Here is a 25,284-nt window from a genome sequence, read left to right as displayed (position 1 = left end):
TGCGTAGAAGAGCACATTCTCATCAGGCGGGTGAAGCCAGGCATGAATGACACCATTCTTGTCACGACGCCTCAGAAACTGCTGGTGCTCGAATGGCAAACATTGCGATCGCGGCAGCGGTCACAATGGCGGCGCCGATCAGACCCCCTTGGGCGTAGCCGGCAACTGTCGCAGCAATTGGTTCTGATTCCCCGGTTTCTGCTCCCTGTATGGCTGACTGGATCACAGCTCCGACCGCCGCGGTTCCGAGAGCCGCACCTACCTGTTGAGATGAATTCACAAGCGCGCCCGCGACACCGGAATCGTCTGCTGCCTCTGCAGTTGCAACATCACCGGCTGTGACCATAACGACGGTGCCGCCGGCGCCCAGCAGCAACATGGCAGTCAGGATTCCCCCACTGTAGCCTGATTCAGAATTGAGAAATCCCAGACTGGCCAATCCGCCGGCAGCGAGCATCAGTCCGGCAGCCAGCACCTGCGGGGGCGCGATATAGGAACGGATGCGTGGCAGAACCACTGTCACGATGGTGGCACCGGCTGCAAAGGGCAGAAACGCAAGCCCCATTAGCAGGGACGAAACGTGCCAAGCACTCTGCATAAAGGACGTCAGGACGAACATCCCCGCAAACATCGCTATTCCTGCGAAAAAGGCAGCGAGATAGCCCGCAACTCGCGCTCGACTGCTTAGGAGGTGCAGCGGAATGAGCGGCTGTTTCGCTCGACGAAGTGAGACGACGAAAAGTCCTATACCGAGAATGCCACCGGCAAGCGATGCATGAGCGCCGGAATGCTGCCAGCCCAATTCGCTCGCTCGATCCAAGCCGAAAACCAACAATCCGAGCGAAAGGCTTGCAAGAACCGCTCCACGGAGATCGAGTCCTGTGTTCGAGCTGCTTCTGTGCTTCGGAACCGTCATGTGGATGCCGGCCGCGGTGAGGAGAGCCAGCGGTACATTGATGAGAAGACTCCACCGCCAAGACAGCATGTCCGCCATGGCCCCTCCGAGCACGAATGACCCGGCTGTGCCGATGCCCATGACTATTCCGAGCGTGCCGAAGGCGATACTGCGATTCCGGCCGCTGGAGAAGATCACTGACATGAGTGGAATCGCCGTTGCTGCGATGAAGGCAGCGGCTCCGCCCTGCAGTGCCCGTGCCACCAGAAGGACTGCCGGTACGGCAGCGAATCCGCCGAGCAATGAAGATAGCGCGAATGCGATGAGCCCGCCTGTGAGACACCGGCGCAGGCCCAATGTGTCAGCAATCCGTCCACCGACCAGGATCAGTGTGCCGAATGTCAGAGAGTAGACGGTGAGGACGGCGTGAGCAGAGCCGTCCGTCATACTCAGTTGAGTTTGGGTTTGCGGCAGGGCCACGTTCATGATGGTGACAGATGCGAATGCCAGCAGATTCGCACCGGTGAGGAAACTCAGAGCCCACCACCGACGCTTGCTGATTGACGTACTCGGCTCGGAGTCCGTAGGCGACGAGCCCATATCGGCTCTCATGCTGCCTCGGCCCTGGTGTCCTGCACTGCACGGGCCAACACTGCATGGCGGTGACCCTGGTGCCGAGCCTGCTCGAGCACAGCTGACCCTGGCGCTCCGTCACCGCCGATGCTGCTGACACCGTAAGGGTTGCCGCCAGCCGCATGCGCGACCTCGTAGTTCTCGTATCCGGTCGGCAAGATGAGCGAACCCCAATGACAGAAGGTGTGGTAGAGGGCGAGGAGTGTCGCCTCATGCCCACCGTGACGTTCGTGGGCGCTGGTGAAACCCGAGGCTGGTTTGCCCGCGAGATGACCGGCGCTCCACGCAGAGCTGGCGGAGTCGATGAATTGTTTGAGCTGCGCCGCAGGCTGGCCGAAGCGAGTCGGTGTGCCGAGCGCAAAGCCGTCTGCCCAGATCAGGTCCTCAACCGAAGCAGTCGGGATGTGTGCTGTCGCTTCAAGATGAACCTGCCACGTTTTGTTTCTCTCGACGATCTCACGCGGGACGAGCTCGGCCACGCGACGCAGTCGGACTTCAGCTCCTGCCGCTTGTGCACCGGCAGCGTATGCCTGCGCCAGATCGTGCACTGATCCTGTCGACGAATAGTAGATGATTGCCAATCGCGTCATAATAAATTTAATCCTTTTCTAGAATCTGTTTCTAGTAATCTAGCCAGCTTGGTCCGTGACGTCAACAGGGGTGAGACTTCAGTTCGACGCTGACAACGAATTTAGATACTATAATTCTAGAAATTCATTCCCACACCTGGAAAGGGATGTGTGAGATATGGAATCGCGCATCATCCGCTCTGCCGGCGTACGGTTGCACGCACTCTGGCGCTCGGGCGACGGACCTGCGATCATCATCGTCGCCGGAGCGATGGCCGACGCAGCCGATTTCGTGCCGGTCGCAGAAGCGATCGGCCATGCCGGACCGATGCTGATCGTCAACCGCCGCGGCCGCGGAGACAGCGGTCCTCAGGGTACGGATTACGACCTATTCACCGAGGTCGGCGACTTGCGTGCATGGATCGACGAAGTTGGTGGATCGATCATTCTGGTGGGGTGGAGCCTGGGCGGCACAATCGCTCTGGAAACCGCCGCTCGCGACAGCCGCGTCACTTCCGTTATTGCCTACGACCCGGTCCTGCCGCCCTTCGCTGGTGAGGCGGTTCCAGCGCTAGCCGCTGCCAACCTCGACGAACGAGTCGTGATCCTCAATCGGGACATCTCCAAAATGCCTGCAGTCGAAATCGCTGCGCTTCGGGAAACCCCGACCTGGACGCATCTTCGCGAATTGGCCGCACCACTGGCCGCAGAGCTCGAAGCACTGAACAGCTTCTCAACCACGGCTGACTGGGGTTCGATCGACGCATCATTCCTTGTCGGAGAATATTGCCGAGGCGTATCGCCATATGGCCCTGCCTTCGAACGTGCCTCCGCAGCCATACCTTCTGCCGAAGTCACCGTGCTCGAAGGTCACGGGCATCTTGCTCACGCCGAGGACCCTGAATTCCTCGGAACTCAGATCGGACGCCTGTTGAGGTCGAAACAGTGAGTGGGCGAGGAAGGCCGAAGGATGAACAGGCCCGACGACGCATTGCCGAAGCTGCTTGTGCGTTATTCGTCAATGAGGGCTACGTCGCAACGACGATCGCGGATATCGCAGCTCAGGCGAACGTCAGCGTGCAGACGATCTACTCGGCATATACGTCAAAAGTCGGAGTACTCAAAGCCGCCCATGACTATGCGATCGGCGGCGGTGATGTGCGTCCGCTGCTTGACCGAGAGTGGGCACAGAGCATTGAGGAGATGCCGTCTGCTGAGGATGCGTGGCGGATCGTCGCGGATCAAGTCGCAGTGGCGACCGAGAAGGTTTCTTCCATCTATTTCGTGATCCAGTCAGCGGCAGCAGATCCCCAGGTGGCGGTGCTTCTGGAAGATCTGCATGAGCAGCGCCACAAATTCAGCCGGGCCCTCGCTGACCGATTGCTCAAGCTTCCCGGAGTACGGCCCGAGGCTCAGCAGCAACGTGTCGCCGATCTGCTCTATGCCTGTGCAAGCGTCGCCTCTTTTGGTCCACTCGTCATTGAATGCGGTTGGACATTCGACGAATGGCGGACCTGGCTCGTCGATCTCGGATCACGCGCCTTCGTCGCCGACTAGTCCGCCGCCCTCAGCAGCTGATCCCCAGTCTGTGCGTTCCCGAATGGTGTCGAGCACGTCCAGACATGTCGAGATCTCGTCCTCGGTCAACTGTTCTCCGGCTGCCGCGAGGAGTCGCTGCTCACGTTGCAGCACACGGTCAATTGCCGTCCGCCCTTCAGCGGTGACGAATACCAACCTCGATCGGCGGTGAGCCGGATTGTCTTGGAACCGAAAGATGCCCAGATCGACTCCGTGGTCGACATTGCGCTGTACGAACTGACGACTGAACATCAACGCCTCCGCAATGCGGGGCACAGTCTGTGGTGTTGTGAACGCAAGCAGTTCGAGCACGGCGCGGATGCCGACTGGCAAGCTGGAGCGGTCCTGCGCGAACGTGCGTGCCGCGCGCCGATACAGGATACCGACAGCCCGCATAACATCAGAAAGGTTGGCTTCTGTCCGGAAATCGTCCACAGCCCCATTATCCTCCTACGTGCTGATATCTCAGGTCCCACCAGTCATGCAGCTTCTCGCAGCTGAGAATATGACTTCGTGGCAATACCCGCCGAGAACCGATCGTCCTCACAACCGCAGCGTGCTGCAGACCTAGAGCGGTCCCAAATCTGTCCCGCTGCACCGGCGGTCCGGATCCGCGCGTCTGAGCAGGTGTGAGACCTCAGGTTCATTCCTGAGAACTCCGGCGCCGAGGCGACCGGTCGGCCCGGTCGGCAGCGATCCCATCGCTGCCGGCCGGGCCTTCGTCGTTTCGCTCCGTGAGATCGATCAGGGATCGGCTCGGCACATCAAGTTGCGTTTGTATAACGCTTCTCAAGTGGGCGCGGCAACGGTGGACAACCTCGGCGGACATTCGCTCTGATCAACCCATGTTCGAGGCCATGACCTGCAACGATGGTCCGGATGACCGGTTTCCTCACGGCCCTTTCTCAGTGACCGCCCGGGCCCTCGAGGACAGAGCAGACGGAGGTGTCAGGTGTAGTATGAGACCTGAGTCACTTTGACTCTCCTGCACCCCTCGACATACTGTGAAAATTCTTAAAGACCAATGGATGTTCTTTGAATGTGAGGCAGATGTGAACGTCAGAAAGCGGCTCTTCTCGGGAATTGCGATCGCGGCCTCCCTGGCCCTGACGGCCGGACTCTCGGCCTGCTCCTCCGGCAGCGACGAAGATGCGCCGCTCGAGGATACCTACACCTACGCCACCGACACCTCGTTCGTCCCCTTCGAGTTCAAGGAGGACGGCAAGTACGTCGGCTTCGACATCGACCTCATCACCGCTGTCGCCGAAGAAGCCGGGTTCGAACTCAAACAGGAAGTGACCAACTTCGACGGCATCATCCCCGGACTCCAGACCGGGTCGTTCGATCTGGCCGTGGCCGGCATCAGCATCACCGACGAACGCAAGCAGACGATTGACTTCTCCGACCCGTACTACAAGTCCGGCCTCATCCTCGGTGTGCCCACCGACAACGATGACATCAAGAGCATCGACGACCTCGACGGCAAGACCGTCGCGACCCGTCTGGGATCGACGAGTGCCGCCTATATCGAGGACAACATCGAAGGTGCGGAGGCAAAGACGTACGAACAGCTCGATCAGGCCTACCTCGCGGTCGAATCCGGCAGCGCCGACGCAGTCCTGTACGACCAGCCGAACGTCGCCTACTACATCCGCACCGAAGGTGAGGACAAGCTGAAGATGGTCGGCGACCTGCTCGAAGCGCAGGACTACGGAATCGCCATCTCCAAGGACAATCCGAACCTCGTCAAGGCCGTCGACGAAGCACTGGCGACGATCAAGGAAGACGGCACATACGCAGAGATGTACAAGGAATGGTTCGGCGAAGAGCCGCCGGCCGAAGACTGACATCCTGCAGATGCACACGCGTGCTATGAGTCCAGCTCTGATGTGAGTGCACAGCGGACTGCGGGCAGGGGAGTGATCCCGTGCCCGCAGTCCTGTGGAAGGAAGATATGTCCCGATTAGCCCAATTCAACTGGCTCGGAGTCATCGACTACATTCCGGCCCTGCTGCAGGGCCTCTACTACACTCTGCTCGTCTCCGTCATCGGGCTGATCATCGGCTTCGTCCTCGGAGCGGTCTTCGGACTCGGGAGGATCTCGCGCAGCAAGATCGTCTACGGGATCTCGACGGCCTATATCGAGCTGCTGCGCGGCACCCCGGTGCTGGTTCAGGCCATCTGGATCTATTTCGCCCTGCCGCTCATCATCGGCTTCAACATCCCCTCACTGACAGCGGGCATCATCGTCATCGGGCTGAATTCGGGAGCCTATATCGCCGAGATCGTCCGCGGCGCCGTCCAATCCGTGGAGAAGGGCCAGATGGAGGCGGGCCGATCCCTTGGGCTCTCTCAGCATCTGACGATGCGCTATGTCATCTGGCCGCAGGCCTTCAAACGGATGATCCCGCCGCTGGGCAACCAGTTCATCATCAGCATCAAGGACACGTCGCTGCTGTCGGTCATCCTCGTTCCCGAGCTCATCTTCCAGGGCCGCCTCGTCGCGTCCAACCACTTCAATGCGGTCGAAATCTACACCACGGTCGCAGTCTTCTACCTGGTCATCACGCTGACCCTGTCGAAGGTCCTCAACGTCATGGAGAAGAGGCTGACTCACTGATGATCATCCACGTAGCCGATCTGCACAAATCCTTCGGTGACAACGAGGTGCTCAGCGGCATCGACTGCGATGTCGAACCTCAGGAAGTCGTCTGCGTCATCGGCCCCAGCGGCTCCGGCAAGTCAACGTTCCTGCGCTGTCTGAACATGCTCGAAGAGATCACCAGCGGCGAGGTCGTCATCGACGGCAAGAGCCTCACCGACAGACAGACGAACATCAATGAGGTGCGCACGGAGATCGGCATGGTCTTCCAGCAGTTCAACCTGTTCCCGCATATGAGCGTGCTCGAGAACATCTCCCTGGCACCGCTCAAGGTCCGCAGTCTCAGTGCCGAGGCGGTCCGTGACCGAGCATCGAAGCTGCTCGACAAGGTCGGACTCGGAGACAAGGCCGACGCCTACCCGGCTCAGCTCTCCGGCGGCCAGCAGCAGCGCGTTGCGATCGCTCGAGCGTTGGCGATGGAGCCGAAGATGATGCTCTTCGATGAGCCGACCAGTGCTCTCGACCCCGAACTCGTCGGCGAGGTCCTCGCCGTGATGAAGCAGCTGGCTGAGGAGGGGATGACCATGGTCGTCGTCACCCATGAGATGGGCTTCGCCAGCGAGGTCGCCGATCGAGTGCTGTTCATGGACGGCGGAGTCATCGTCGAGGAGGGCACCCCTGAGCAGATCTTCAAGGCGCCGAAGTCAGAGCGGACGAAGTCCTTCCTCAACAAGGTGCTGTGAGGACAGTTCGCCGAACCTCGAGCAGCATCAGGGCTGGGGTTCGACGCGGATCGCCTCGGCGGCGTCGAGGGCGAGCTCGATGTGCTCCCCGTCGATGTCGATGGCGATCGATGAGGCGGCCGAGCTCACGGACTCAACGATCAGCCGAGAGCCGATGACGATTCCCCGCTCGGTGAGATAGCGCAGCAGCTCCGGCGAGCGGTCCGAGACCCGCACCACCTCGACCACGACACCGGGAGTCGTCTCCTCCAGCCGACGGCTCGGCACTGGAGTCGTATGACCGTGGGTATCCGGAATGGGGTCGCCGTGCGGGTCCCGTTCCGGATGCCCGAGCACGACGTTCATCCGTTCGAGTACGAGGTCGGAGACCGCATGTTCGAGGCGGTCGGCCTCCTCGTGGACCTGATCCCAGCTCAGCCCGAGGGCATCGACGAGGTAAGTCTCGACGATCCGGTGGCGGCGGACGATGGCCACAGCGATCTCGCGGCCGGTCTCGGTGAGGACGATGCTGCCGTAGGGTTCGTAGTCGATATAGCCGTCGCGCGCGAGCTTCTTGAGATTCGCCGATACCGTCGAGGCGGTGACTCCCAGCTGCTCGGCCATCTCGGTGGTGGCGGGACGACCGCCGGGCCATTCGTAGGCTTTCCAGATGAGAGTGACATAGTCCTCGACCATGCGAGTGACACTGGGGCGCGGCATGGTCCTCATTCTACGCATCGGCCTTCTCAGGACCGGATGCGCTCACGGACCCAGCCCGAGAGTGACTGTGCGAAAGGCGGTCGGTGGAAGCCGCCTCGGCGAGGGCTTCGGTCCCGCTCTCACCTGCGGTCTCACGCGGGGGACGACGGAACGGAGCTGCGAGGGTGGGGAGGATGTCGCCCCGGTGGAGTATGAGGAAGACGATCGCCAGGATCGCCTGGATCGCGGAGAGGACGTAGCGTCCGGACGTATCCGTGACGAAGAACTGCAGCCCGAAGAGCCCAGCGAGTCCCAGTGCGGGGGCCCAGTGGAAGCGCAGGGCCAGAATGATCGCCACACCGAGGATGGTCTGCGTGGCCGTGAGCGTGAACTCCTCGATCTGGCGCCCGTCGAGCGGCAGTCCGGGGCCGCCACCGCCGGCGAGGTGGGCGATCGGCAGGGATCCGACGAGCAGGCTCCACTGGTTGACCTTCGAGGCGATGAGTGTGCCGATCGCTGCCGCCCCCATGCCGCGGACGGCGAACATCGCGGCGATGATGAACTCAGGTGCCTCCGACGCCAGCGGAGCCAGCCATTGGACGAGGAAGTAGCTGTCGATGCCGAGACTCTCACCCGAGGCCACGAGCGCCTCGGCGAAGGGTTCGGCGGAGAGGAGGATGATTCCGGCGGAGACGGCGAAGAGGGCGATCACCGTGGTCCGGCGGGCCTTCGTCGACATCGACACGATGAGTGCGGCGGCGCCGACGAACTCCTCTTCGTCATCTCCTGCCGCCTGTCCGGCACGCCAGAGGTAGGCGCCGAAGATGAGGATGAGGCCGATGCCGAACCAGATGGGGATGCTGCCGAAGACGGGGATGGCAAAAGCGAGCACGCCGAGGATGATGAGGAAGCCGATGTCCATGCGGCTGTCTGCGCCGAGGCGCAGGGAGGTCTGGACAGGGGCTTTCGTGCGCTTCGAGATCCGGCGGGCGACGAGGAGGGCGATGATGACCACCAGCGGCCAGCCGAATCCGAGCAGCAGTCGGTTCGACCCGGTCATGTTCGCCGCAGCGAAGTGCAGATACTCGGGCTCCGATCCGGATCGGAAGGCGTAGTAGAGGTCCACGGCGTATTCGGGAAGGACCGCGATGAGCGCCAGCAGCGCGATCGCCAGGGCTCCCGAGATGTCCTTCTGCGCCGCCTCCGTAGCCCAGGCGAGCAGGAAGGCGGCGGCGACGATGGCGCCGCCGAACGTCAGCAGTTCGATGACGGGGGCCACCTCGGTGCCGGAGATGCGCAGCACCACGGCGGGTGCGGCGATGATCAGGCAGATCACGATTCGGCGGATGAGTGCGGTGGGCATGTCTTCCAGACTTCCCGCCGCCAATCGGGTGTGTCTACGGACAACTGAGACTTAGACGCGTCCAACAATTTCGCAAAGTCTCGGGATCCGCGGTCTCATGCGGATCGGATGGCCTCCCGGAATGGCGGCGTGTGCCTCAGATCACTGGACTCGCGAACTCATTCCTGCAGTGCGGCAGCCAGGTAGTTCGCGGACGGCCCCACTCCGGCGGCGACGATGTCGGCGGGCGTGCCGGTCGCGACGACCCGGCCTCCGTCCTCCCCTGCTCCGGGACCGAGTTCGACGACGTGGTCGGCCACGGCGACGACGCGCATATCGAGTTCGACCATGACGACGGTGTTGCCGGCATCGACGAGTGACTGCAGGTGATTGACGAGTCGATCGGCATCGGCGCAGTGCAGCCCGGAGGTCGGTTCGTCGAGGATGTAGAGGGTGTCACCGCGCTCAGAGCGTTGGAGTTCGCTGGCGAGTCTGACCCGTTGGGCCTCGCCGCCGGAGAGTTCGGTGGCGGGTTGTCCCAGACGCAGATAGCCGAGTCCGACGTCGATGAGGGCGGTCAGCGATCGCATGATGTCGAATTCGCCGACGAAGAACTCGTGGGCATCTTCGACGCTCATGCCCAGGATCTCGGCGATATTGCGTCCACGCCACAGGATCTCCAGGGTGCTCGACTGGAAGCGGGTGCCGTGGCAATCGGGACATTCGGCGTAGACCGATGGCAGGAACAGCAGCTCGACCATCACCGATCCTTCACCTTCACAGGTGGGGCAGCGTCCGCCGGAGACGTTGAAGGAGAAGCGTCCGGGCTTGTATCGGCGCTCCCGAGCCTCGGGGGTCTTGGCGAAGCGGCGGCGAACATGGTCGAACAGCCCCGTGTAGGTGGCGACATTCGACCGGGGTGTGCGGCCGATGGGTTTCTGGTCGATGCTCACGACTCGGCGGATCCCGGTGAGTTCACCGGTCACCGCGCCTTCGAGTTCCTCGGATTCGTCGACCAGGAGGAGTTCGTCATCGTCGGGTGCGGGTTCGTCAGCGGCAGAGGTTCCCAAACGGTCGCCGACGACCTCTGGGAGCACCTGGCTGACGAGGCTGGATTTTCCCGATCCCGACACTCCGGTGACTGCGGTCAATGCGCCCAACGGCAGGTCGAGGCTGATGTCGTCGAGGTTATTGCGGCGGATGTTCTCCAGGTGCATCCAGCCTCGGGGCCGGCGGGGTTCGCGAGGTTCGAGTCCGCGCCCTCCGAAGACATAGCCCCGGGTCACCGATTCGTCGACGTCGGCCAGGCCCGCCGTGGGTCCGCTGAAGAGGACTTCGCCGCCGCGTTCGCCGGCACCGGGGCCGATGTCGACGAGCCAGTCGGCGTGGCGCATGATGTCCACGGAGTGTTCGACGACGAAGAGGCTGTTTCCGCGCTTCTTCAACCCGTCGAGGATGCCCAGCAGTGCATCGATGTCCTGCGGGTGGAGTCCGGCGGAAGGCTCGTCGAGCACGTAGACGACGCCGAAGAGCTCCGAGGTCAGCTGGGTTGCCAGCCGCAGTCTCTGGAGTTCGCCGCCGGACAGAGTTGGAGTGGTCCGTCCGAGTGAGAGGTACCCGAGGCCGAGGTCGACGATGGGCCGCAGACGATCGATGAGGCCCTCGCCGAGGCGGACGAACGCAGCCGACTTCTCCGCCGACGGATGATCGCCGCCTGCCGTGTCCGAGGCGGCATCGGCGGGGTCTCGGTCTGTCTCCATGACCGTTTTCGCCGCGGCGACCTCATCGTCGACGACGGTCATGAGCTCGTGCAGCGGCAGAGCGGAGAACTCGGCGATGTCGAGTCCGGCGATCGTCACCGACAGGGCCTCGGGTTTGAGGCGTTTGCCCTGGCAGACCGGGCAGAGCGCGGCAGTGAGGAACTCCGCAACTCGCCGTTTCATTGCGGCGCTCTTCGTGTTCGCGAACGTATCGAGCACATACTTCCGGGCGCCGACGAAGGTCCCGGAATAGGTCGGCTCCTCACCGGCGGCGATCGCCTCCCGCGCCTCGGCGAGGGTGAGCCGCGAGTGGACGGGCAGGTGCGGGGTCTCTTCTGTGTAGAGGATCCAGTCGCGGTGTTCTCGCGGCAGATCCTTCCAGGGGACATCGACGTCATAGCCGAGCGCCACGAGAACATCACGCAGCTGGTGGCCGTGCCAGGCCTTCGGCCAGGAGGCGATGGCCCGTTCACGGATCGTGAGATTCGGGTCGGGCACCATCCGCTCTTCGGGCACGGCATAGACGCGGCCGATGCCGTGGCATTCGGGGCAGGCTCCTTGGACGGTGTTCGTCGAGAAGTCCTCGGCCAGCAGCATCGGCTGATCGTCGGGGTAGAGCCCGGCGCGGGAGTAGAGCATCCGGACGAGGCTGGAGACTGTCGTGATGCTGCCGACGCTCGAGCGGGCGCTGCGACCGCCTCGCTGCTGCTGCAGCGCCACGGCCGGCGGCATCCCGGTGATCGAATCGACGTCCGGAACGCCGGCCTGATCGATGAGCCGGCGCGCATAGGGGGCCACGGATTCGAGGTACCGGCGCTGGGATTCGGCGTAGAGGGTGCCGAACGCCAAGGAGGATTTTCCAGATCCGGACACTCCCGTGAACACGACGAGTGCGTCCCGGGGCACGACGAGATCGATATTGCGCAGGTTGTGTTCCCTGGCCCCGCGGACCCGCACGTCCGGCTGGATCTGGGGTGAGGACATCGGGTCCGAGGGCACAGATGAGGTCATGTGGTCACCGTACCAAGGCGAGATCTCGAATCGCCGAGGCGGCCGCCGTATTCACGATGTTCCCGGAGTCCCCGGTAATCCCGGATCTCAGGAACGGCTGACAGCCGACAGGTGCCCCCGTCTGTTGACGGGGGCACCTGTCGTTCGGCGACGTTTCCCTCTATTCGGCGGGGCTGGCCGCGGTCGGTTCGACCACTTCGGCGGGGTAGTCCTCCTGGTCCTCGGGCTTGCGGATGAAGAAGGCGAGGACGACGGGAACGATCGCTATGACCGTCGCCAGCAGGAACGCGGCGTGGCCACCTGGGGCACCCGCCTCGGGGATGGACTTGCCCTCCGCTTGTCCCGAGTGCAGGGCCGCGGAGTAGATCGAGATGAGCAGCGCGGTGCCCGCGGCACCTGCGACCTGCTGCAGGGTGTTCAGCGCAGCCGAACCATGCGAGTACAGGTGGCGCTCCAGCGATCCCAGCGAAGCGGAGAACAGCGGGGTGAACGATGCGGCGAGGCCCACCGACATGATGATCTGGACGATGATGAGCAGCCAGATCGGCGTTCCGACCCCGGCTGTCGAGTAGGCGAACATCGCGGCGGCGATCATGATGGTGCCGGGCACGAGCAGCGTCCTCGGTCCCTGCGCGTCGTAGATCCGTCCCATCACCGGTCCGAGCAGACCCATGATCACCGAACCCGGCAGGAGGACGAGGCCGGACTGCGTGGCGCCGAGTCCGACGACGCTCTGCAGGTACAGCGGCAGCAGGGAGAAGGTGCCGAACATCGACAGGGCGACGATGGCCATGATGATGACCGAGAAGACGTAGTTGCGGGAACTGAACACACGGAGGTCGAGCAGGGCGCGATCGCCCTTCTGCAGGACGAGTTGACGCCAGACGAAGAGGGCGAGGAAGACGAGGCCGCCGGCGATAGTCGCCCAGGCCAGGGTGCTCGTCGATCCGCCGCCTGCCTCACCGCCGTGGCCGCCGCCGAACTGGCTGAGGCCGTAGACGATGCCGCCGAAGGCGAACACGGACAGGACGATGGAGGCGACGTCGATCGGGGCGTGCGTCGACTCGCCGAGGTTGGTCATCCACTTCGCACCGAGTGCCAGTGCGATGAGCGCGATGGGCAGGATGATGCCGAAGAGCCAGCGCCAGCCCAGCGAATCGAGCACGATGCCTGACATCGTCGGTCCGATGGCCGGGGCCAGTGAGATGACGAGGCCGACTCGACCCATCATCCGACCGCGTGAGTGCGCCGGGACCACGTTCATCATCGTGGTCATCAGCAGCGGCATCATGATGCCGGTGCCTGCAGCTTGGACGATCCGACCGATGAGGAGCAGGATGAATCCCTGCGAGACCAGACAGATGAGCGTGCCCGCAGAGAACAGCATCATCGCGGCCAAGAAGATCTGGCGCGTCGTGAATCGCTGGAGGAGGAAGCCGGTCGTCGGGATGACGACGGCCATGGTGAGCATGAATGCGCTGGTCAGCCACTGACCGAGCTCGGGTGGAATGCCGAGGGCCTTATTGAGTTCGGGAATGGCGATGGCCATCGTGGTCTCATTGAGGATGGCCACGAAGGCGGCCACCAGCAGCAGCCAGATGACCTTCATACCTGCGGGGTCGATGGTCTCGGGCTGATGTGTCTGCGCGTGTGCGGGTGAGCTGTCGCTGGACAAGACGGGGCTCCGTTCGGATGTATCTGTTGGGCCCTGGGTGTGGGCGGAGGTCGCACGCAGATGCCGAATCGACGCGCAGACGAAAGAGTCAACAGCAACTCACACTAACGTATTCCCATCTCCGCCCGACAGTGGGGAGAACCCGAAACCGCGGCGATCTTCGTCACTGCGGGCACCGGTGACGGCTGGCCCCGCCTCGGCGAGGTCACAACGGAATCGGGCGTTGGAGTCCAGGCGGGCGGGTTTCGGACCGGTGGGACTCACACGGGCGGGTTTCGGACCGGTGGGGCTCACGCGGGCCGGCAACGACGAAGGCTCCGAACCACTTTGGTTCGGAGCCTTCGTGTTACGAGTGCTGTCTCAAAACTACTCGAGTGGAGGTAAGGGGACTCGAACCCCTAACCCTCTGCTTGCAAAGCAGATGCGCTACCAATTGCGCCATACCCCCGAAACGGGTTCACACCCTCACACCGAGTCGGTGTGCTGGGACCATTCGGTCTGGACACTCTGGTTCTGGTGCCGCCACCCGAAGAACACTCCCAGCCCCACTAAAGTGAGACCGCTGAGAATCCATCTTCTCATGATCCTCCTCGAAAGGAAATCCTGTTGTGACAGGACGTGGGCCTACCTGGACTTGAACCAGGGACCTCTTCGTTATCAGCGAAGCGCTCTAACCGCCTGAGCTATAGGCCCTCATCGGGTGAACCCGAAGTAAAACAATACCCATCCACTGCAGACAAACACAAATCGATGCTCAGTGACACCCCTCACACCCTCCCAGAACTACCTGACGGCGGCTCTGCAACCTTGCGCGAGGTTGCTGAGCCGCCGTCAGGTAGTAATTTCAGTCGTCGGTGAGGGTGAGGCTGAAGCCGCCGGCGATGAGGGACCCGATGTTGTAGATGAACGCCGCCAAGGTCGACAGAGCCGTCATCAGCACGATGTTGATGACCGCGATGATGAAGCCTGCGGCGACGACCCGGCCGAAGCCGAAGATGCCGATGATCCGCTCAGCCGACTCCGCGCCGGCGAGCTCACTCATCGTCGATTCGAGGCCGCTCATCACGCCGGTCGCCTGCAGCACGACCCACAGCACGATGAAGGCGACGATGGTCGCAATGCCGATCGCCACGGACATGAGGAACGACATCTTCATGACCGACCACGGGTCGACCGCGGAGACGGTGAGGCGGACGGTGCGGGGGCCCTTCTTCTTCTTGCCCTGGCCGCTGTCGACCATGTTCTTCACACCCATCTTCACGCCGCCGGAGCTGGCGCGGACGGTGTTCGCGGCGTTTCCCATCACCGAGGTGGCACTGCGGTTGCCGCCGCCCGTTCCCTGGGAGCCCGAGCCCTGCGAACCGGTCTGTGCGCCCGAGCCCTGCGAACCGGACGCTGCTGCACCTGTTCCCTGCGAACCGGTCTGTGCAGATGGTGTCGAACCGGCGGAGGGAGCCCGGTTGGGCTTCGGCGCCGGAGGAGCGACGACGGTGGCATTCTGGCTGTTCGGTCCCGAGGAACCGCTGCCGGAGCCGGATCCCTGCTTGGTGCCCGAACCGGACCGTTTGTTCGAGCCGGAACCGGTGGCGTCGGCCGACTTCTCGTCCGCCTTCGACGACCCAGCCGTCAGACGGGTCGAGCCGCTCGACGTGCGTATGATCTTGCCTGAGCCTGGCTGTTTGCTATCGCTCACTCTTCCACATCCTCGTTGCCGGTCTGAGGCTCTGCGACCTCACCTTCGGGAACTCCACCCTCGGGAACCTCGCCTTCGGGAACTCCATCTTCCGGGACTTCGGCATCGTCTTCGTCTTCGACCTCGGCCTCGGGCCCACGGGTCACTGCGATAATACGGTCTTTCTTGTCCGGTTTCGCGAACACCACACCCATGGTGTTGCGTCCCTTCGCCGGAACTTCATCGATGCTCGACCGAACGATCTTACCGCGCTCCATGACCACGAGGACCTCCTCACCGTCTTCGACGATGAGCCCGCCTACCAAGTCTCCGCGCTGTTCGGTGATCTTCGCAACCCGGATTCCCAGACCTCCGCGGCCCTGCAGACGGTACTCGTCGACCGGGGTGCGCTTGGCGAAGCCGGCCTCGGTGACGACGAAGACATAGGTGTCGGGCTGGACGACGTCCATCGTGAGCAGCTCATCGTCGTCCTTGAACTTCATACCGGTGACGCCTCCGGTGACCCGGCCCAGGGGGCGGATCGACTCGTCATCGGCGGCGAAGCGGATCGACATGCCCTTGCGCGAGATCAGCAGCAGATGGTCATCGGCGCCGACGATGCGGGCCGAGACCAGCTCATCGGGCTGACCCTTGTATTCGCGCAGGTTGATCGCGATGACACCGCCGGTGCGGTTCGAGTCGTATTCGCTCAGGCGGGTCTTCTTCACCACACCGGACTTCGTGGCGAGGATGAGGAAGTCGGCTTCCTCATAGTCACGGATCGACAGCACCTGTGCGATCGACTCACCCGGCTGCAGGGCGAGCAGGTTCGCCACGTGCTGGCCCTTGGCATCGCGTGAACCCTCGGGCAGCTCGTAGGCCTTGGCCCGGTACACGCGGCCGGTGTTCGTGAAGAACAGCAGCCAGTTGTGGGTGGAGGTGACGAAGAACTGTTCGACGATGTCATCGCCGCGCAGCGCGGCACCCTTGATGCCCTTGCCGCCTCGGTGCTGGGCGCGATAGAGGTTCGTCTGGGTCCGCTTCGCGTAGCCGCCGCGGGTGATCGTGACGACGACCTCCTCTTCGGGGATGAGGTCCTCCATGGACACGTCTCCGTCGAAGCCGGCGAGGATCTTCGTGCGGCGGTCGTCACCGTAGCGTTCGACGAGCTCGTCGAGTTCCTCGGACACGATCTCGCGCTGGCGGGACGGGGTTTCGAGGATGTGGTTGTACTCGGCGATAAGGGTTTCGATCTTGTCGGCCTCTTCCTGGATCTTCAGACGCTCCAGGGCGGCCAGTCGGCGCAGCTGCAGGTCGAGGATCGCATTGGCCTGGATCTCATCGACCTCGAGCAGCTCCATCAGACCAGTCCGCGCCTCATCCGAGGACGGCGAGCGGCGGATCAGAGCGATGACCTCATCGAGGGCGTCGAGAGCCTTGAGGTAGCCGCGCAGGATATGCGCACGTTCCTCGGCCTTGCGCAGTCGGAACTGCGTGCGGCGGACGATGACTTCGATCTGGTGCTTGACCCACAGCCGCAGGAACGAGTCGATGCTCAGCGTGCGCGGCACGCTGTCGACGAGGGCCAGCATGTTCGCGGAGAAGTTCTCCTGCAGCGAAGTGTGCTTGTACAGGTTGTTGAGCACGACCTTCGCCACGGCATCGCGCTTGAGCACGATGACCAGGCGCTGACCGGTACGACCCGAGGACTCGTCACGCAGATCCGCGATGCCGGCCACCTTGCCGTCCTTGACATAGGAGGCGATCTTCGCGGCCAGGGTGTCCGGGTTGACCATGTACGGCAGCTGAGTAACGACGAGGCAGGTGCGACCCTGGATCTCTTCGACCTCGACGACCGCGCGCTGAGTGATCGATCCGCGGCCGGTCCGATAGGTGTCCTCGATGCCCTTGCGGCCGAGGATCGTCGCACCCATCGGGAAGTCGGGTCCCTTGATGATGCCGAGCAGCGCCTCGAGCGCCTCTTCCTTGCTCGCCTCCGGATGCGACAGCAGCCACTGGGCACCGGCAGAGACCTCGCGCAGATTGTGCGGAGGAATGTTTGTGGCCATGCCCACGGCAATGCCCGCCGAGCCGTTGACCAGCAGGTTCGGGAATCTGGAGGGCAGAACCATCGGTTCCTGATTGCGCCCGTCGTAGTTGTCCTGGAAGTCGACGGTGCCCTCTTCGATGTCGCGGACCATCTCCATGGCCAACGGCGCCATCTTGCACTCGGTATAACGGGGCGCGGCCGCACCATCGTCACCGGGAGAGCCGAAGTTGCCCTGTCCGGCGACCAGCGGGTAGCGCATCGTCCACGGCTGCACGAGGCGGACCATGGCGTCGTAGATCGCCGTGTCACCGTGCGGGTGGTACTGGCCCATGACGTCGCCGACCACGCGTGAGCACTTCGAGAAGTTCCGATCGGGGCGGTAGCCGCCGTCGAACATCGCGTAGAGCACGCGGCGGTGGACGGGCTTGAGTCCGTCACGGACGTCGGGCAGAGCACGTCCGACGATCACGCTCATCGCGTAATCGAGGTAGGACCTCTGCATTTCGAGGTTGAGATCAACCTGTTCGACCCGGTTGATTTCTGTTCCGATATCGTTCTCGTCGGCCAATGTGGGCTCTTCCCTTGTGTTCGAACCGTGTCCGGCTGGATCTCAGCCGTGCACGGCGGCGATTGGTGAGTTCAAAGAGTGGAGGTCGGTGCGGCACCGAACATTCACCGGCACCGAGGCGGTGACTCGGTGCCGGTGAATGATCAGATGTCGAGGAAGCGGACGTCCTTCGCGTTCTCCTGGATGAAACGGCGACGCGAATCCACGTCGTCGCCCATGAGGACGGTGAAGATCTCGTCGGCGACGATCGCATCGTCGAGGGAGACCTGCTTGAGCAGACGATGGTCGGGATCCATCGTCGTCTCCCACAGCTCCTCGTAGTTCATCTCGCCCAGACCTTTGTAGCGCTGGATCGCAAGGTCCTTGGGCAGACGCTTTCCTGCGGCTCGCCCGGTCTCGAGCAGTCCGTCGCGCTCCTTGTCCGTGTACGCGAACTGGTGCGGGGCATTCGACCACTTGAGGCGGTAGAGCGGTGGGGTCGCGAGGTAGACGTAGCCGTGTTCGATGAGCGGCTTCATGTACCGGAAGATCAATGTCAGCAGCAGAGTCGTGATGTGCTGACCGTCGACATCGGCGTCGGCCATGAGCACGATCTTGTGGTAGCGCAGCTTCTCGAGGTCGAACTCCTCTCCGATGCCGGTGCCGAAGGCGGTGATCATCGCCTGGACCTCATTGTTGCCCAGCGCGCGGTCGAGTCGCGCCTTCTCGACGTTGAGGATCTTTCCGCGCAGCGGCAGGATCGCCTGAGTGTTCGGGTTGCGGCCCTGCGTCGCCGAGCCGCCGGCCGAGTCACCCTCGACGATGAACACTTCGGAGATCGTCGGGTCCTTCGACTGACAGTCCTTGAGCTTTCCCGGCATACCGGAGGATTCGAGCAGACCCTTGCGGCGCGTGGCCTCACGGGCCTTGCGGGCGGCCATACGTGCCTGGGAGGCCTGCAGGGCCTTGCGCACGACGTCCTTCGCTTGGGCCGGGTTCGACTCGAACCAGTGTCCGAGTTCGTCACGGACCACGCGCTGGACGAAGCCCTTGACCTCGGAGTTGCCGAGTTTCGTCTTCGTCTGACCCTCGAACTGCGGATCGCCGAGCTTGACGGAGATGACGGCGGTCAGACCCTCGCGGATGTCGTCACCGGTGAGGTTGGGATCCTTGTCGCGCAGCAGCTTCTGATCCTTCGCATACGCGTTGACCAGCGAGGTCAGTGCGGTGCGGAAGCCCTCTTCGTGAGTGCCGCCTTCGTGGGTGTTGATGACATTGGCGTAGGTGTGCACGGACTCGTTGTACGACGTCGTCCACTGCATCGCGATCTCGAGCGCCAGAGTCTGTTCGCCCTCTTCGGCTTCGAAGACGATGACGTCGGGATGGACGAGATCGGCCTTCTTCGTCGAGTTGAGGTACTCGACGTAGTCGAGCAGACCATGCTCGTATTGGTAGGTGACGGTGCGCGGCTTCCACTCATTCGCCTCGTCCTCGTCGATCTGGACCTCGTCGTCATCAACCTCGTTGTGGCGCTCATCGGTGAGACTGATCTTCAGGCCCTTGTTGAGGAAGGCCATCTGCTGGAAGCGCGCACGCAGGTATTCATAGGAGAAGTCCGTGGTCTCGAAGATCGAGCCGTCCGGCCAGAAAGTCACGGTCGTGCCGGTCTCCTCGGTCGCCTCACCGCGCCGCAGTTCACCTGTGGGCACACCGCGGACGAAGTCCATCGTCCACACATGGCCGTCACGCTTGACCTCGACTGCGAGACGTTCGGACAGAGCGTTGACAACGGTCGAACCCACACCGTGGAGGCCGCCGGCCACGGCGTATCCGCCGCCGCCGAACTTACCGCCGGCGTGGAGGATCGTGAGGATGACCTCGACGGTCGGCTTGTTCTCCGTCGGGTGCATGGCCACGGGCATTCCACGGCCGTCATCGGAGACCTGGACGCCGCCGTCGGCGAGGATGGTGACCTCGATATGATCACAATAGCCGGCCATCGCCTCATCGACGGAGTTGTCGACGATCTCCTGAACGAGGTGGTGGAGACCACGTTCCGAGGTCGAACCGATGTACATGCCGGGTCGTTTCCGGACTGCCTCGAGACCCTCGAGCACAGTGATGTCGCCGGCATCATAATGAGGCTGATCCTCGGTCGTCATATGACTCCTTGTTCGGATGGTCGCTATCAGCTCCCCATTCTACCGCGCTGCACGCTGAAATGCCCGTAAGCGGCCTGTGAAGGCGTATTTCCCGAATTTTCGTGCCGCAGATGTACCCCCGGACAGGTGAGGCAGCGGCTGTGGCCGTTTAGCGCCTTCTGTGTTCTCTTGACTTCGTCGGATCTCGCTGGTCCTCATCATCGACCTCAGAACCTCGCCGAGGCGGCCCCGACCTAGCCGAATGTGTCCCGCGGTCCGCGTCCGGCCACCGATCGTCGGCCCCTCTTGAAGCTGCGACCCTGTGGCCCCTTGATCTCGATCTCGGTGATCGTCGCCGAGCCGAGTCCTTCCTCGAGCTTGCGCAGAATCGTCGGTTTGAGCACCCGCAGCTGCGTCGCCCAGGTCGTCGAGTCCGCGGCGATGACGAGCAGCGGAGGAGAGAAGTCGACGGGCGTCGCATGCTGGGCCACCTGGGGTCCGACAAGATCCGGCCATCGACCGAGGACCTTGCCGATGTCGAGGGAGGACGACCAGCCGCGGTCGGAGATGAGCGAACCGAGCACGGATGACACAGTCTTCGGGTCACGGCCGTCTCTGCCCGAACCCGAGTAGACGACTTCACCGCGCAGGCGGGAGCGGCGACGGCTGCGGACGAACTTCGCTTCGGTGACCTCCATGCGCCGCACTCGGTCGAGGGCTTCGAGGGCGGCGACGGGAGTGGAGAAGTCGCGGGCGACGCCGCTCATGATGCGCTGCTCGCCACGAGCCGGGACTGATCGATCCGGGTGCCTTCCAAGCCGTCGGGCAGATCAGAGTCGACAGCTGCGGTGATGAAGACCTGTTCGGCCGAAGTCACCCGTGAGGCCAGACGCTGCCGTCGCCCTGTGTCGAGTTCGGCGAAGACGTCGTCGAGGACGAGGATCGGCTGTTCGGCGGTGCTCCCGGCGTCGGCGGAGAGCAGGTCCCACCCGGCCAGCTGCATGGCCAGTGCCAGTGACCAGGTCTCTCCGTGAGAGGCGTAGCCCTTCGCCGGATGGGTTCCGATCATCAGGGAGAGGTCATCGCGACCCGGTCCGTGCAGGGTCAGTCCACGTTCGATCTCCGTCGTCCGGCGGCGATCGAGGGCTGTGAGCAGCAGCTCCCTGCATTCGGCAGCCGACTGGGCCTGCGAGTAGTCGATGCGCGAGTCGTAGGCGATATGGGCGCCCTGCCGCTCGAGCCGTGCGTCGGCGGCGATATAAGCGAAGTTCGCCTGCAGCGGTTCCACGATGTCAGCGAGGATCCGCTGCCGACCGAAGACGAGCTCGGCAGCGGAGTCCGCATAGGCCATGTTCCAGATGTCGAGAGTCGCCTCGAGTCCGGAATCGCGGTCTTCGCGGAGGCGTTTGAGCAGCGCGTTGCGCTGTTTGAGTGCGCGTTCGAAGTCCGTGATGATCGAGGCGAAGCGGGGGTTGCGCGCCACGACGAGGGTGTCGATCCAGGACCGACGTTCGGCCGGTTCACCGCGCACCAGGCTGAGATCCTCGGGAGCGAAGACGACGCAGGACACGAGGCCGAGGATGTCCTTGAGTTTGACCGCGTTGCGATTGACCCGGGCCCGGTTGGCGCCCTTGGCCTGAATGGTCACTTCGACGGTGGCGTGCCGCTGATCCCGATTGACCAGAGCGGACACGGTCGCGGCGGGTCTGCCCTCGTAGACGAGTGGGGCGTCGAAGGCGACGCGGTGCGAGCGCTGATGAGCGAGGTACCCGATCGCCTCGACGATATTGGTCTTCCCGGTCCCGTTGTCGGCCACGAATGTGGTGACTCCGGGTGAGAACTCGAGGTCGAGTTCCGGATACGACCGATAGTCACGCAGGGAGAGCCGGGATATCCACATTCAGATGCGCGTGGGCATGAGCAGGTAGCGATACGACTCGTCGGCGGGACCGTCGAGCTCCTTCTGCCCGGAGATGATGACCGGTTTCATCGGCTGGGTGAAGGAGAAGTTGACGTACGGGCTCTCGACAGCGGCGAGCCCCTCGGCGATGTAGTGCGGGTTGAAGCCGACGGTGATCTCTTCGCCCTGCAGCGTCGCTTCGACGGCTTCGGAGGCCTGTGCGTCGTCACCGGTTCCTGCGTGGAGGGTGAGCATGCCGTCGGTGACCTCGAAGCGCAGCGGGGTGTTGCGCTCCGCTACGAGCGAGACACGGCGCACGGCTTCACGCAGGACAGCGGTTTCGACGATGGCATGGATCGGCACCGAATCCGGGAACAGCGACCGGACCTTCGGGTATTCGCCTTCGATGAGCAGCGACGTGGTGACTCGGCCCGCCGAGGTGAAGGAGATGAGGTCCTTGCCCGCATCGGTGCTCAGACCGATAGTGACATCGCCGCCGAGGGATTTCGAAACGTCGGAGAGTGTGCGTCCGCGCAGCAGGGCCACAGCGGAGACGTCGGGGCGTCCCGGGTTCCAGGTGAACTCGCGAACGGCCAGACGGTAGCGGTCGGTGGCGAGCATCGTGACCTTCTCGCCTTCGATCTCGACCCGGACGCTGGTGAGGATCGGCAGAGTGTCATCCTTCGAGGTCGCGATCGTGACCTGAGACACCGCATTCTGGAACTCACCAGCGGAAACGGTGCCGGAGTCCTCGGGAATCTGCGGCAGTGCGGGATATTCGCCCACCGGCATCGTCATCAGCGAGAAGCGTGAGGATCCGCAGGTGACGTCGACCTTCGCATCGATCTGTTCGAGGGTGACCTCTTGGTTCGGCAGCGCCTTGGAGATGTCGGCGAGCAGACGACCGGAGACGAGGACGGTTCCGGCAGACGCGACATCGGCGACGATCTCGACGCGAGAGGAGACTTCGTAGTCGAACACCGCCAGGCGCACTGTGCCGCCGGCTTCGGCGGTGATGAGGATGCCGGTGAGGACTGGAGCGGAAGGACGGTTGGGCAGAGTCTTGGTCGCCCAGGCAACAGCGTCAGCGAGAACGTCGCGATTGACTTTGAACTTCAAGGGGGATGCTTCCGCGTTCACTTTACTCCTTCGGGGGTGGCCACCCGACCTGCACTGGGCATCTGGCACAAGATTCCGGGTTGCGAGTCACAGGCTCGATACTGCTCGGAAAACTTTACACAGCCTATCCGATTTGTGCCCACCTCAGGAGTGCGGGCCGAAAAGGGTGCCCAGAGAGTGAATCTCGCATTCGAGAATCACCCGAGACTCTGTGTTCGAATATTTTCCATCGCTGAATCTGAGCTGAGCTCACGAGCTCGAGCAGGATGCTCACCGACCTCAGCAGTCGGTGGCGGTCGCCCTCTTAAGAGTTGAATTCACTTGGCAGAAGTATCAGCACTTGTGGAGACTGTGGATAAGTGCCGCCTACCCTAGAGTAATCAAGGGTCCCAACCGATTATGGGCTTGTGGATGCCCTGTGCACCGCGACGGGAGGGTCGGTGGGCGCTTGGGTAAACACAAGCATGTAGTTCACATCTTTCCACCCCTGCGGCGGTTCTGTCCACCGCTCTGTCCCCAGCTGTGAGCAATTGTCCCCAGGGTTATCCACAGATGTGTATGACGTCTTCTATAAGCGGTGCTGTTGTTTAATGCGGTTTGTGAGTTCGGTGACCTGCGTATAGACGGCCCGTCTTTCGGCCATCTGAGTTCGAATCTTCTTGTTCGCGTGCATCACAGTGGTGTGATCGCGTCCACCGAATGCTTGGCCGATCTTCGGCAGGGAGAGATCGGTGAGCTCACGGCACAGATACATGGCGATCTGCCTGGCCGTGGTCAGCGTCCGTGATCGGGACGTCCCGCACAGATCATCGAGGGTGAGGCTGAAGTAGGCAGCGGTCTGCCCCATGATGTCTGCGGCCGAGACAGCAGGAGTGTCATCGGGGGTGATGAAGTCCTTGAGGACGGTCTCGGCCAGGGAGACGTCGATCTGCTGATCGTTGAGATTGGCGAAGGCCGTGACGCGGATGAGGGCGCCTTCGAGCTCGCGGATGTTCGAAGACACACGGGAGGCGATGTATTCGAGGACATCGTCGGGGACATCGAGCTGTTCGGCTGCGGCCTTGCGACGCAGAATCGCGAACCGGGTCTCCATATCCGGCGGCTGCACGTCGGTGAGCAGACCCCACTCGAACCGGGATCGCAGCCGCTCTTCGAAGCCTTTGAGCATCTTCGGCGGCTGATCGGAGGTGATGACGACCTGTTTGGCCTCATTGTGCAGAGCATTGAAGGTATGGAAGAACTCCTCGACGGTCGCATCCTTGCCCTGCAGGAACTGGATGTCATCGATCATGAGGATGTCGACCTCGCGGTAGCGTCTCTGGAAGGCCGGACGCAGCGCATTCGAGGTCTTCGAGGAGCCGATCGTGTTGATGAAGTCGTTGACGAACTCTTCGCTGGAGACGTACTTCACGCGGATCTCGGGGAACAGCTGCGTAGCGTAGTAGCCGATCGCATGGAGCAGGTGGGTCTTGCCCAGTCCCGAGTCCCCATAGATGAAGAGAGGGTTGTATGCCTTGGCCGGCGCTTCGGCGACGGCGAAGGCCGCGGCATGGGCGAATCGGTTCGAGGCGCCGATGACGAAGGTGTCGAAGGTGTACTTCGGGTTGAGCTGAGCGACACCGGGTGCATCGACGGGAGGTCCCATCGGGGCTGCGGTCGCCTCGGCGATCTTCATCTCACGGTCGGTCATCCCCGATTCGACCGGAGACTGGGACGTCTGCTCATGCGGGGTCTGCGGCTCCGGCGCCTGGGGCGCCGACGTCTGCTCATGCGGGATCCGAGCATTCGGACTGTGCTGGGCCGGCTGCCGGTCCTGAGTCGGTTGACCGATACCGGACTCTGAGTGATCGGCGGAGATCCGGCGCACCGGTTCGGCCGCCTCAGCGGGGGTGGGTTCAGGCGATCCCATCGCCGAGGTGGACGTGACCGGATCGATGGGAACCTGCGGTCCCGGAGTCGGTTCGCCGATGAGATCCTCGAAGCGGATCGGCACGTCGAGCTCAGGGTCGACGACGAAGCCGAAGGTCACCTCGAAACCGAGAACCTTGGAGAACTCCCTGGTCAGCGGTCCCAGCAGCCGGGTCTCGATGGTGCGGCGGGTATGTTCGTCGCGCACGGCGAGAAGGACGAGTGCGTTGTCGACAAGGGCCTTGGGCACGGCAAGAGAGAGGAATCCCTTCTGGTGGGCCGTGAGCTCCGGGTCCTGATCCAGGGTTGAGACCACCGTGCGCCAGCGGCTGATGAGCTCATTCTTGGAATTCGACACCGTCACATTTCCTCAGCTTTCAAAAAAATTCGTTCTGGCGTGATCCACACCTGTGCATGACTTCCACATAGTTTTCCACAGAATGTGGACTCTTGCCGACTCA

Annotated in this window: 19 protein-coding genes and 2 tRNA genes; 5 read left to right on the top strand and 16 right to left on the bottom strand. The window is 62.9% G+C overall.

Going from position 1 to position 25,284, the window contains the following annotated elements:
• Nucleotides 1-61: 61 nt before the first annotated feature.
• Nucleotides 62-1,507, bottom strand: a complete 1,446-nt coding sequence (locus EB835_RS03275) for an MFS transporter (RefSeq protein WP_135808033.1) — start codon at nucleotides 1,505-1,507, stop codon at nucleotides 62-64.
• Nucleotides 1,504-2,118: an NAD(P)H:quinone oxidoreductase gene (gene wrbA / locus EB835_RS03270; RefSeq protein ID WP_205749852.1), complete on the bottom strand. Its 615-nt coding sequence runs from the start codon at nucleotides 2,116-2,118 to the stop codon at nucleotides 1,504-1,506. Before wrbA ends, EB835_RS03275 begins: the two co-directional genes overlap by 4 nt.
• A gap of 157 nt (nucleotides 2,119-2,275) precedes the next feature.
• Between wrbA and EB835_RS03265 the strand changes: the two genes are divergently transcribed.
• Both EB835_RS03265 and EB835_RS03260 read left to right on the top strand, forming a co-directional pair.
• Nucleotides 2,276-3,046 carry an alpha/beta fold hydrolase gene (locus EB835_RS03265; protein WP_135808031.1) on the top strand — a complete coding sequence of 257 codons (771 nt, stop codon included), beginning with the start codon at nucleotides 2,276-2,278 and terminating at the stop codon, nucleotides 3,044-3,046.
• Nucleotides 3,043-3,654 carry a TetR/AcrR family transcriptional regulator gene (locus EB835_RS03260; protein WP_168216618.1) on the top strand — a complete coding sequence of 204 codons (612 nt, stop codon included), beginning with the start codon at nucleotides 3,043-3,045 and terminating at the stop codon, nucleotides 3,652-3,654. Before EB835_RS03265 ends, EB835_RS03260 begins: the two co-directional genes overlap by 4 nt.
• On the opposite strand, the gene EB835_RS03255 is transcribed toward EB835_RS03260, so the two are convergent.
• The gene (locus EB835_RS03255) at nucleotides 3,631-4,110 is read right to left on the bottom strand and encodes a MarR family winged helix-turn-helix transcriptional regulator (RefSeq protein ID WP_205749851.1); all 480 of its coding nucleotides are present in this window, start codon (nucleotides 4,108-4,110) and stop codon (nucleotides 3,631-3,633) included. The two genes, EB835_RS03260 and EB835_RS03255, sit on opposite strands and share 24 nt — an antisense overlap.
• Before the next feature lie 617 nt (nucleotides 4,111-4,727).
• On the opposite strand from EB835_RS03255, the gene EB835_RS03250 reads away from it, so the two are divergent.
• From EB835_RS03250 to EB835_RS03240, 3 genes are all read left to right on the top strand, one after another.
• Nucleotides 4,728-5,522: a transporter substrate-binding domain-containing protein gene (locus EB835_RS03250; RefSeq protein ID WP_205749850.1), complete on the top strand. Its 795-nt coding sequence runs from the start codon at nucleotides 4,728-4,730 to the stop codon at nucleotides 5,520-5,522.
• 107 nt (nucleotides 5,523-5,629) lie between these two features.
• Nucleotides 5,630-6,295, top strand: a complete 666-nt coding sequence (locus tag EB835_RS03245) for an amino acid ABC transporter permease (protein WP_135808028.1) — start codon at nucleotides 5,630-5,632, stop codon at nucleotides 6,293-6,295.
• The gene (locus EB835_RS03240; RefSeq protein WP_276605977.1) at nucleotides 6,295-7,020 is read left to right on the top strand and encodes an amino acid ABC transporter ATP-binding protein; all 726 of its coding nucleotides are present in this window, start codon (nucleotides 6,295-6,297) and stop codon (nucleotides 7,018-7,020) included. The genes EB835_RS03245 and EB835_RS03240 overlap by 1 nt, the downstream gene beginning before the upstream one ends.
• A gap of 27 nt (nucleotides 7,021-7,047) precedes the next feature.
• Here the strand turns inward: EB835_RS03240 and EB835_RS03235 are convergent, their stop codons facing one another.
• The 13 genes from EB835_RS03235 to dnaA form a co-directional block, all read right to left on the bottom strand.
• Nucleotides 7,048-7,719: a metal-dependent transcriptional regulator gene (locus tag EB835_RS03235; RefSeq protein ID WP_135808027.1), complete on the bottom strand. Its 672-nt coding sequence runs from the start codon at nucleotides 7,717-7,719 to the stop codon at nucleotides 7,048-7,050.
• 10 nt (nucleotides 7,720-7,729) lie between these two features.
• On the bottom strand, nucleotides 7,730-9,061 hold the full coding sequence (locus EB835_RS03230; protein WP_135808026.1) for a sodium:proton exchanger: 1,332 nt from the start codon (nucleotides 9,059-9,061) through the stop codon (nucleotides 7,730-7,732).
• A gap of 158 nt (nucleotides 9,062-9,219) precedes the next feature.
• A complete protein-coding gene (locus EB835_RS03225; RefSeq protein ID WP_135808025.1) occupies nucleotides 9,220-11,811 on the bottom strand; it encodes an excinuclease ABC subunit UvrA in 2,592 nt (863 codons plus the stop codon).
• Between the two features lie 160 nt (nucleotides 11,812-11,971).
• Entirely contained in the window at nucleotides 11,972-13,420 is a 1,449-nt protein-coding gene (locus EB835_RS03220) for an MDR family MFS transporter (RefSeq protein ID WP_135808197.1), read from the bottom strand.
• A gap of 441 nt (nucleotides 13,421-13,861) precedes the next feature.
• A tRNA-Ala gene (locus EB835_RS03215) sits at nucleotides 13,862-13,934 on the bottom strand.
• Between the two features lie 171 nt (nucleotides 13,935-14,105).
• Nucleotides 14,106-14,179 (bottom strand) — tRNA-Ile (locus EB835_RS03210).
• Between the two features lie 151 nt (nucleotides 14,180-14,330).
• Nucleotides 14,331-15,179 carry a DUF3566 domain-containing protein gene (locus EB835_RS20530; protein WP_240688523.1) on the bottom strand — a complete coding sequence of 283 codons (849 nt, stop codon included), beginning with the start codon at nucleotides 15,177-15,179 and terminating at the stop codon, nucleotides 14,331-14,333.
• A complete protein-coding gene (gyrA, locus tag EB835_RS03200) occupies nucleotides 15,176-17,776 on the bottom strand; it encodes a DNA gyrase subunit A (RefSeq protein ID WP_135808024.1) in 2,601 nt (866 codons plus the stop codon). The genes EB835_RS20530 and gyrA overlap by 4 nt, the downstream gene beginning before the upstream one ends.
• Nucleotides 17,777-17,919: 143 nt before the next feature.
• Nucleotides 17,920-19,917, bottom strand: coding sequence for a DNA topoisomerase (ATP-hydrolyzing) subunit B (gene gyrB / locus EB835_RS03195; RefSeq protein WP_135808023.1), 1,998 nt, complete (start codon nucleotides 19,915-19,917; stop codon nucleotides 17,920-17,922).
• A gap of 233 nt (nucleotides 19,918-20,150) precedes the next feature.
• On the bottom strand, nucleotides 20,151-20,663 hold the full coding sequence (locus EB835_RS03190) for a DciA family protein (protein ID WP_135808022.1): 513 nt from the start codon (nucleotides 20,661-20,663) through the stop codon (nucleotides 20,151-20,153).
• Nucleotides 20,660-21,796 (bottom strand): DNA replication/repair protein RecF, encoded by a 1,137-nt coding sequence (recF, locus tag EB835_RS03185; RefSeq protein WP_135808021.1) that lies wholly within the window; start codon nucleotides 21,794-21,796, stop codon nucleotides 20,660-20,662. Before recF ends, EB835_RS03190 begins: the two co-directional genes overlap by 4 nt.
• Nucleotides 21,797-22,936, bottom strand: coding sequence for a DNA polymerase III subunit beta (gene dnaN, locus EB835_RS03180; RefSeq protein ID WP_205749849.1), 1,140 nt, complete (start codon nucleotides 22,934-22,936; stop codon nucleotides 21,797-21,799).
• Nucleotides 22,937-23,483: 547 nt separating this feature from the next.
• The gene (gene dnaA / locus EB835_RS03175) at nucleotides 23,484-25,181 is read right to left on the bottom strand and encodes a chromosomal replication initiator protein DnaA (RefSeq protein ID WP_135808020.1); all 1,698 of its coding nucleotides are present in this window, start codon (nucleotides 25,179-25,181) and stop codon (nucleotides 23,484-23,486) included.
• Nucleotides 25,182-25,284 lie beyond the last annotated feature (103 nt).

The sequence above is a fragment of the Brevibacterium sp. S22 genome (assembly GCF_004745485.1).
Classification (GTDB): domain Bacteria; phylum Actinomycetota; class Actinomycetes; order Actinomycetales; family Brevibacteriaceae; genus Brevibacterium.
This window is presented reverse-complemented; position numbering and strand designations above follow the sequence as displayed.

Excerpts from the sequence above, each read along its gene's own strand:
- EB835_RS03275 (WP_135808033.1), bottom strand. The coding sequence starts at position 1,507 with ATGAGAGCCGATATGGGCTCGTCGCCTACGGACTCCGAGCCGAGTACG.
- wrbA (WP_205749852.1), bottom strand. The coding sequence starts at position 2,118 with ATGACGCGATTGGCAATCATCTACTATTCGTCGACAGGATCAGTGCAC.
- EB835_RS03265 (WP_135808031.1), top strand. The coding sequence starts at position 2,276 with ATGGAATCGCGCATCATCCGCTCTGCCGGCGTACGGTTGCACGCACTC.
- EB835_RS03245 (WP_135808028.1), top strand. The coding sequence starts at position 5,630 with ATGTCCCGATTAGCCCAATTCAACTGGCTCGGAGTCATCGACTACATT.
- EB835_RS03240 (WP_276605977.1), top strand. The coding sequence starts at position 6,295 with ATGATCATCCACGTAGCCGATCTGCACAAATCCTTCGGTGACAACGAG.
- EB835_RS03235 (WP_135808027.1), bottom strand. The coding sequence starts at position 7,719 with ATGCCGCGCCCCAGTGTCACTCGCATGGTCGAGGACTATGTCACTCTC.
- EB835_RS03230 (WP_135808026.1), bottom strand. The coding sequence starts at position 9,061 with ATGCCCACCGCACTCATCCGCCGAATCGTGATCTGCCTGATCATCGCC.
- EB835_RS03225 (WP_135808025.1), bottom strand. The coding sequence starts at position 11,811 with ATGACCTCATCTGTGCCCTCGGACCCGATGTCCTCACCCCAGATCCAG.
- EB835_RS03220 (WP_135808197.1), bottom strand. The coding sequence starts at position 13,420 with ATGAAGGTCATCTGGCTGCTGCTGGTGGCCGCCTTCGTGGCCATCCTC.
- gyrB (WP_135808023.1), bottom strand. The coding sequence starts at position 19,917 with ATGACGACCGAGGATCAGCCTCATTATGATGCCGGCGACATCACTGTG.
- EB835_RS03190 (WP_135808022.1), bottom strand. The coding sequence starts at position 20,663 with ATGAGCGGCGTCGCCCGCGACTTCTCCACTCCCGTCGCCGCCCTCGAA.
- recF (WP_135808021.1), bottom strand. The coding sequence starts at position 21,796 with ATGTGGATATCCCGGCTCTCCCTGCGTGACTATCGGTCGTATCCGGAA.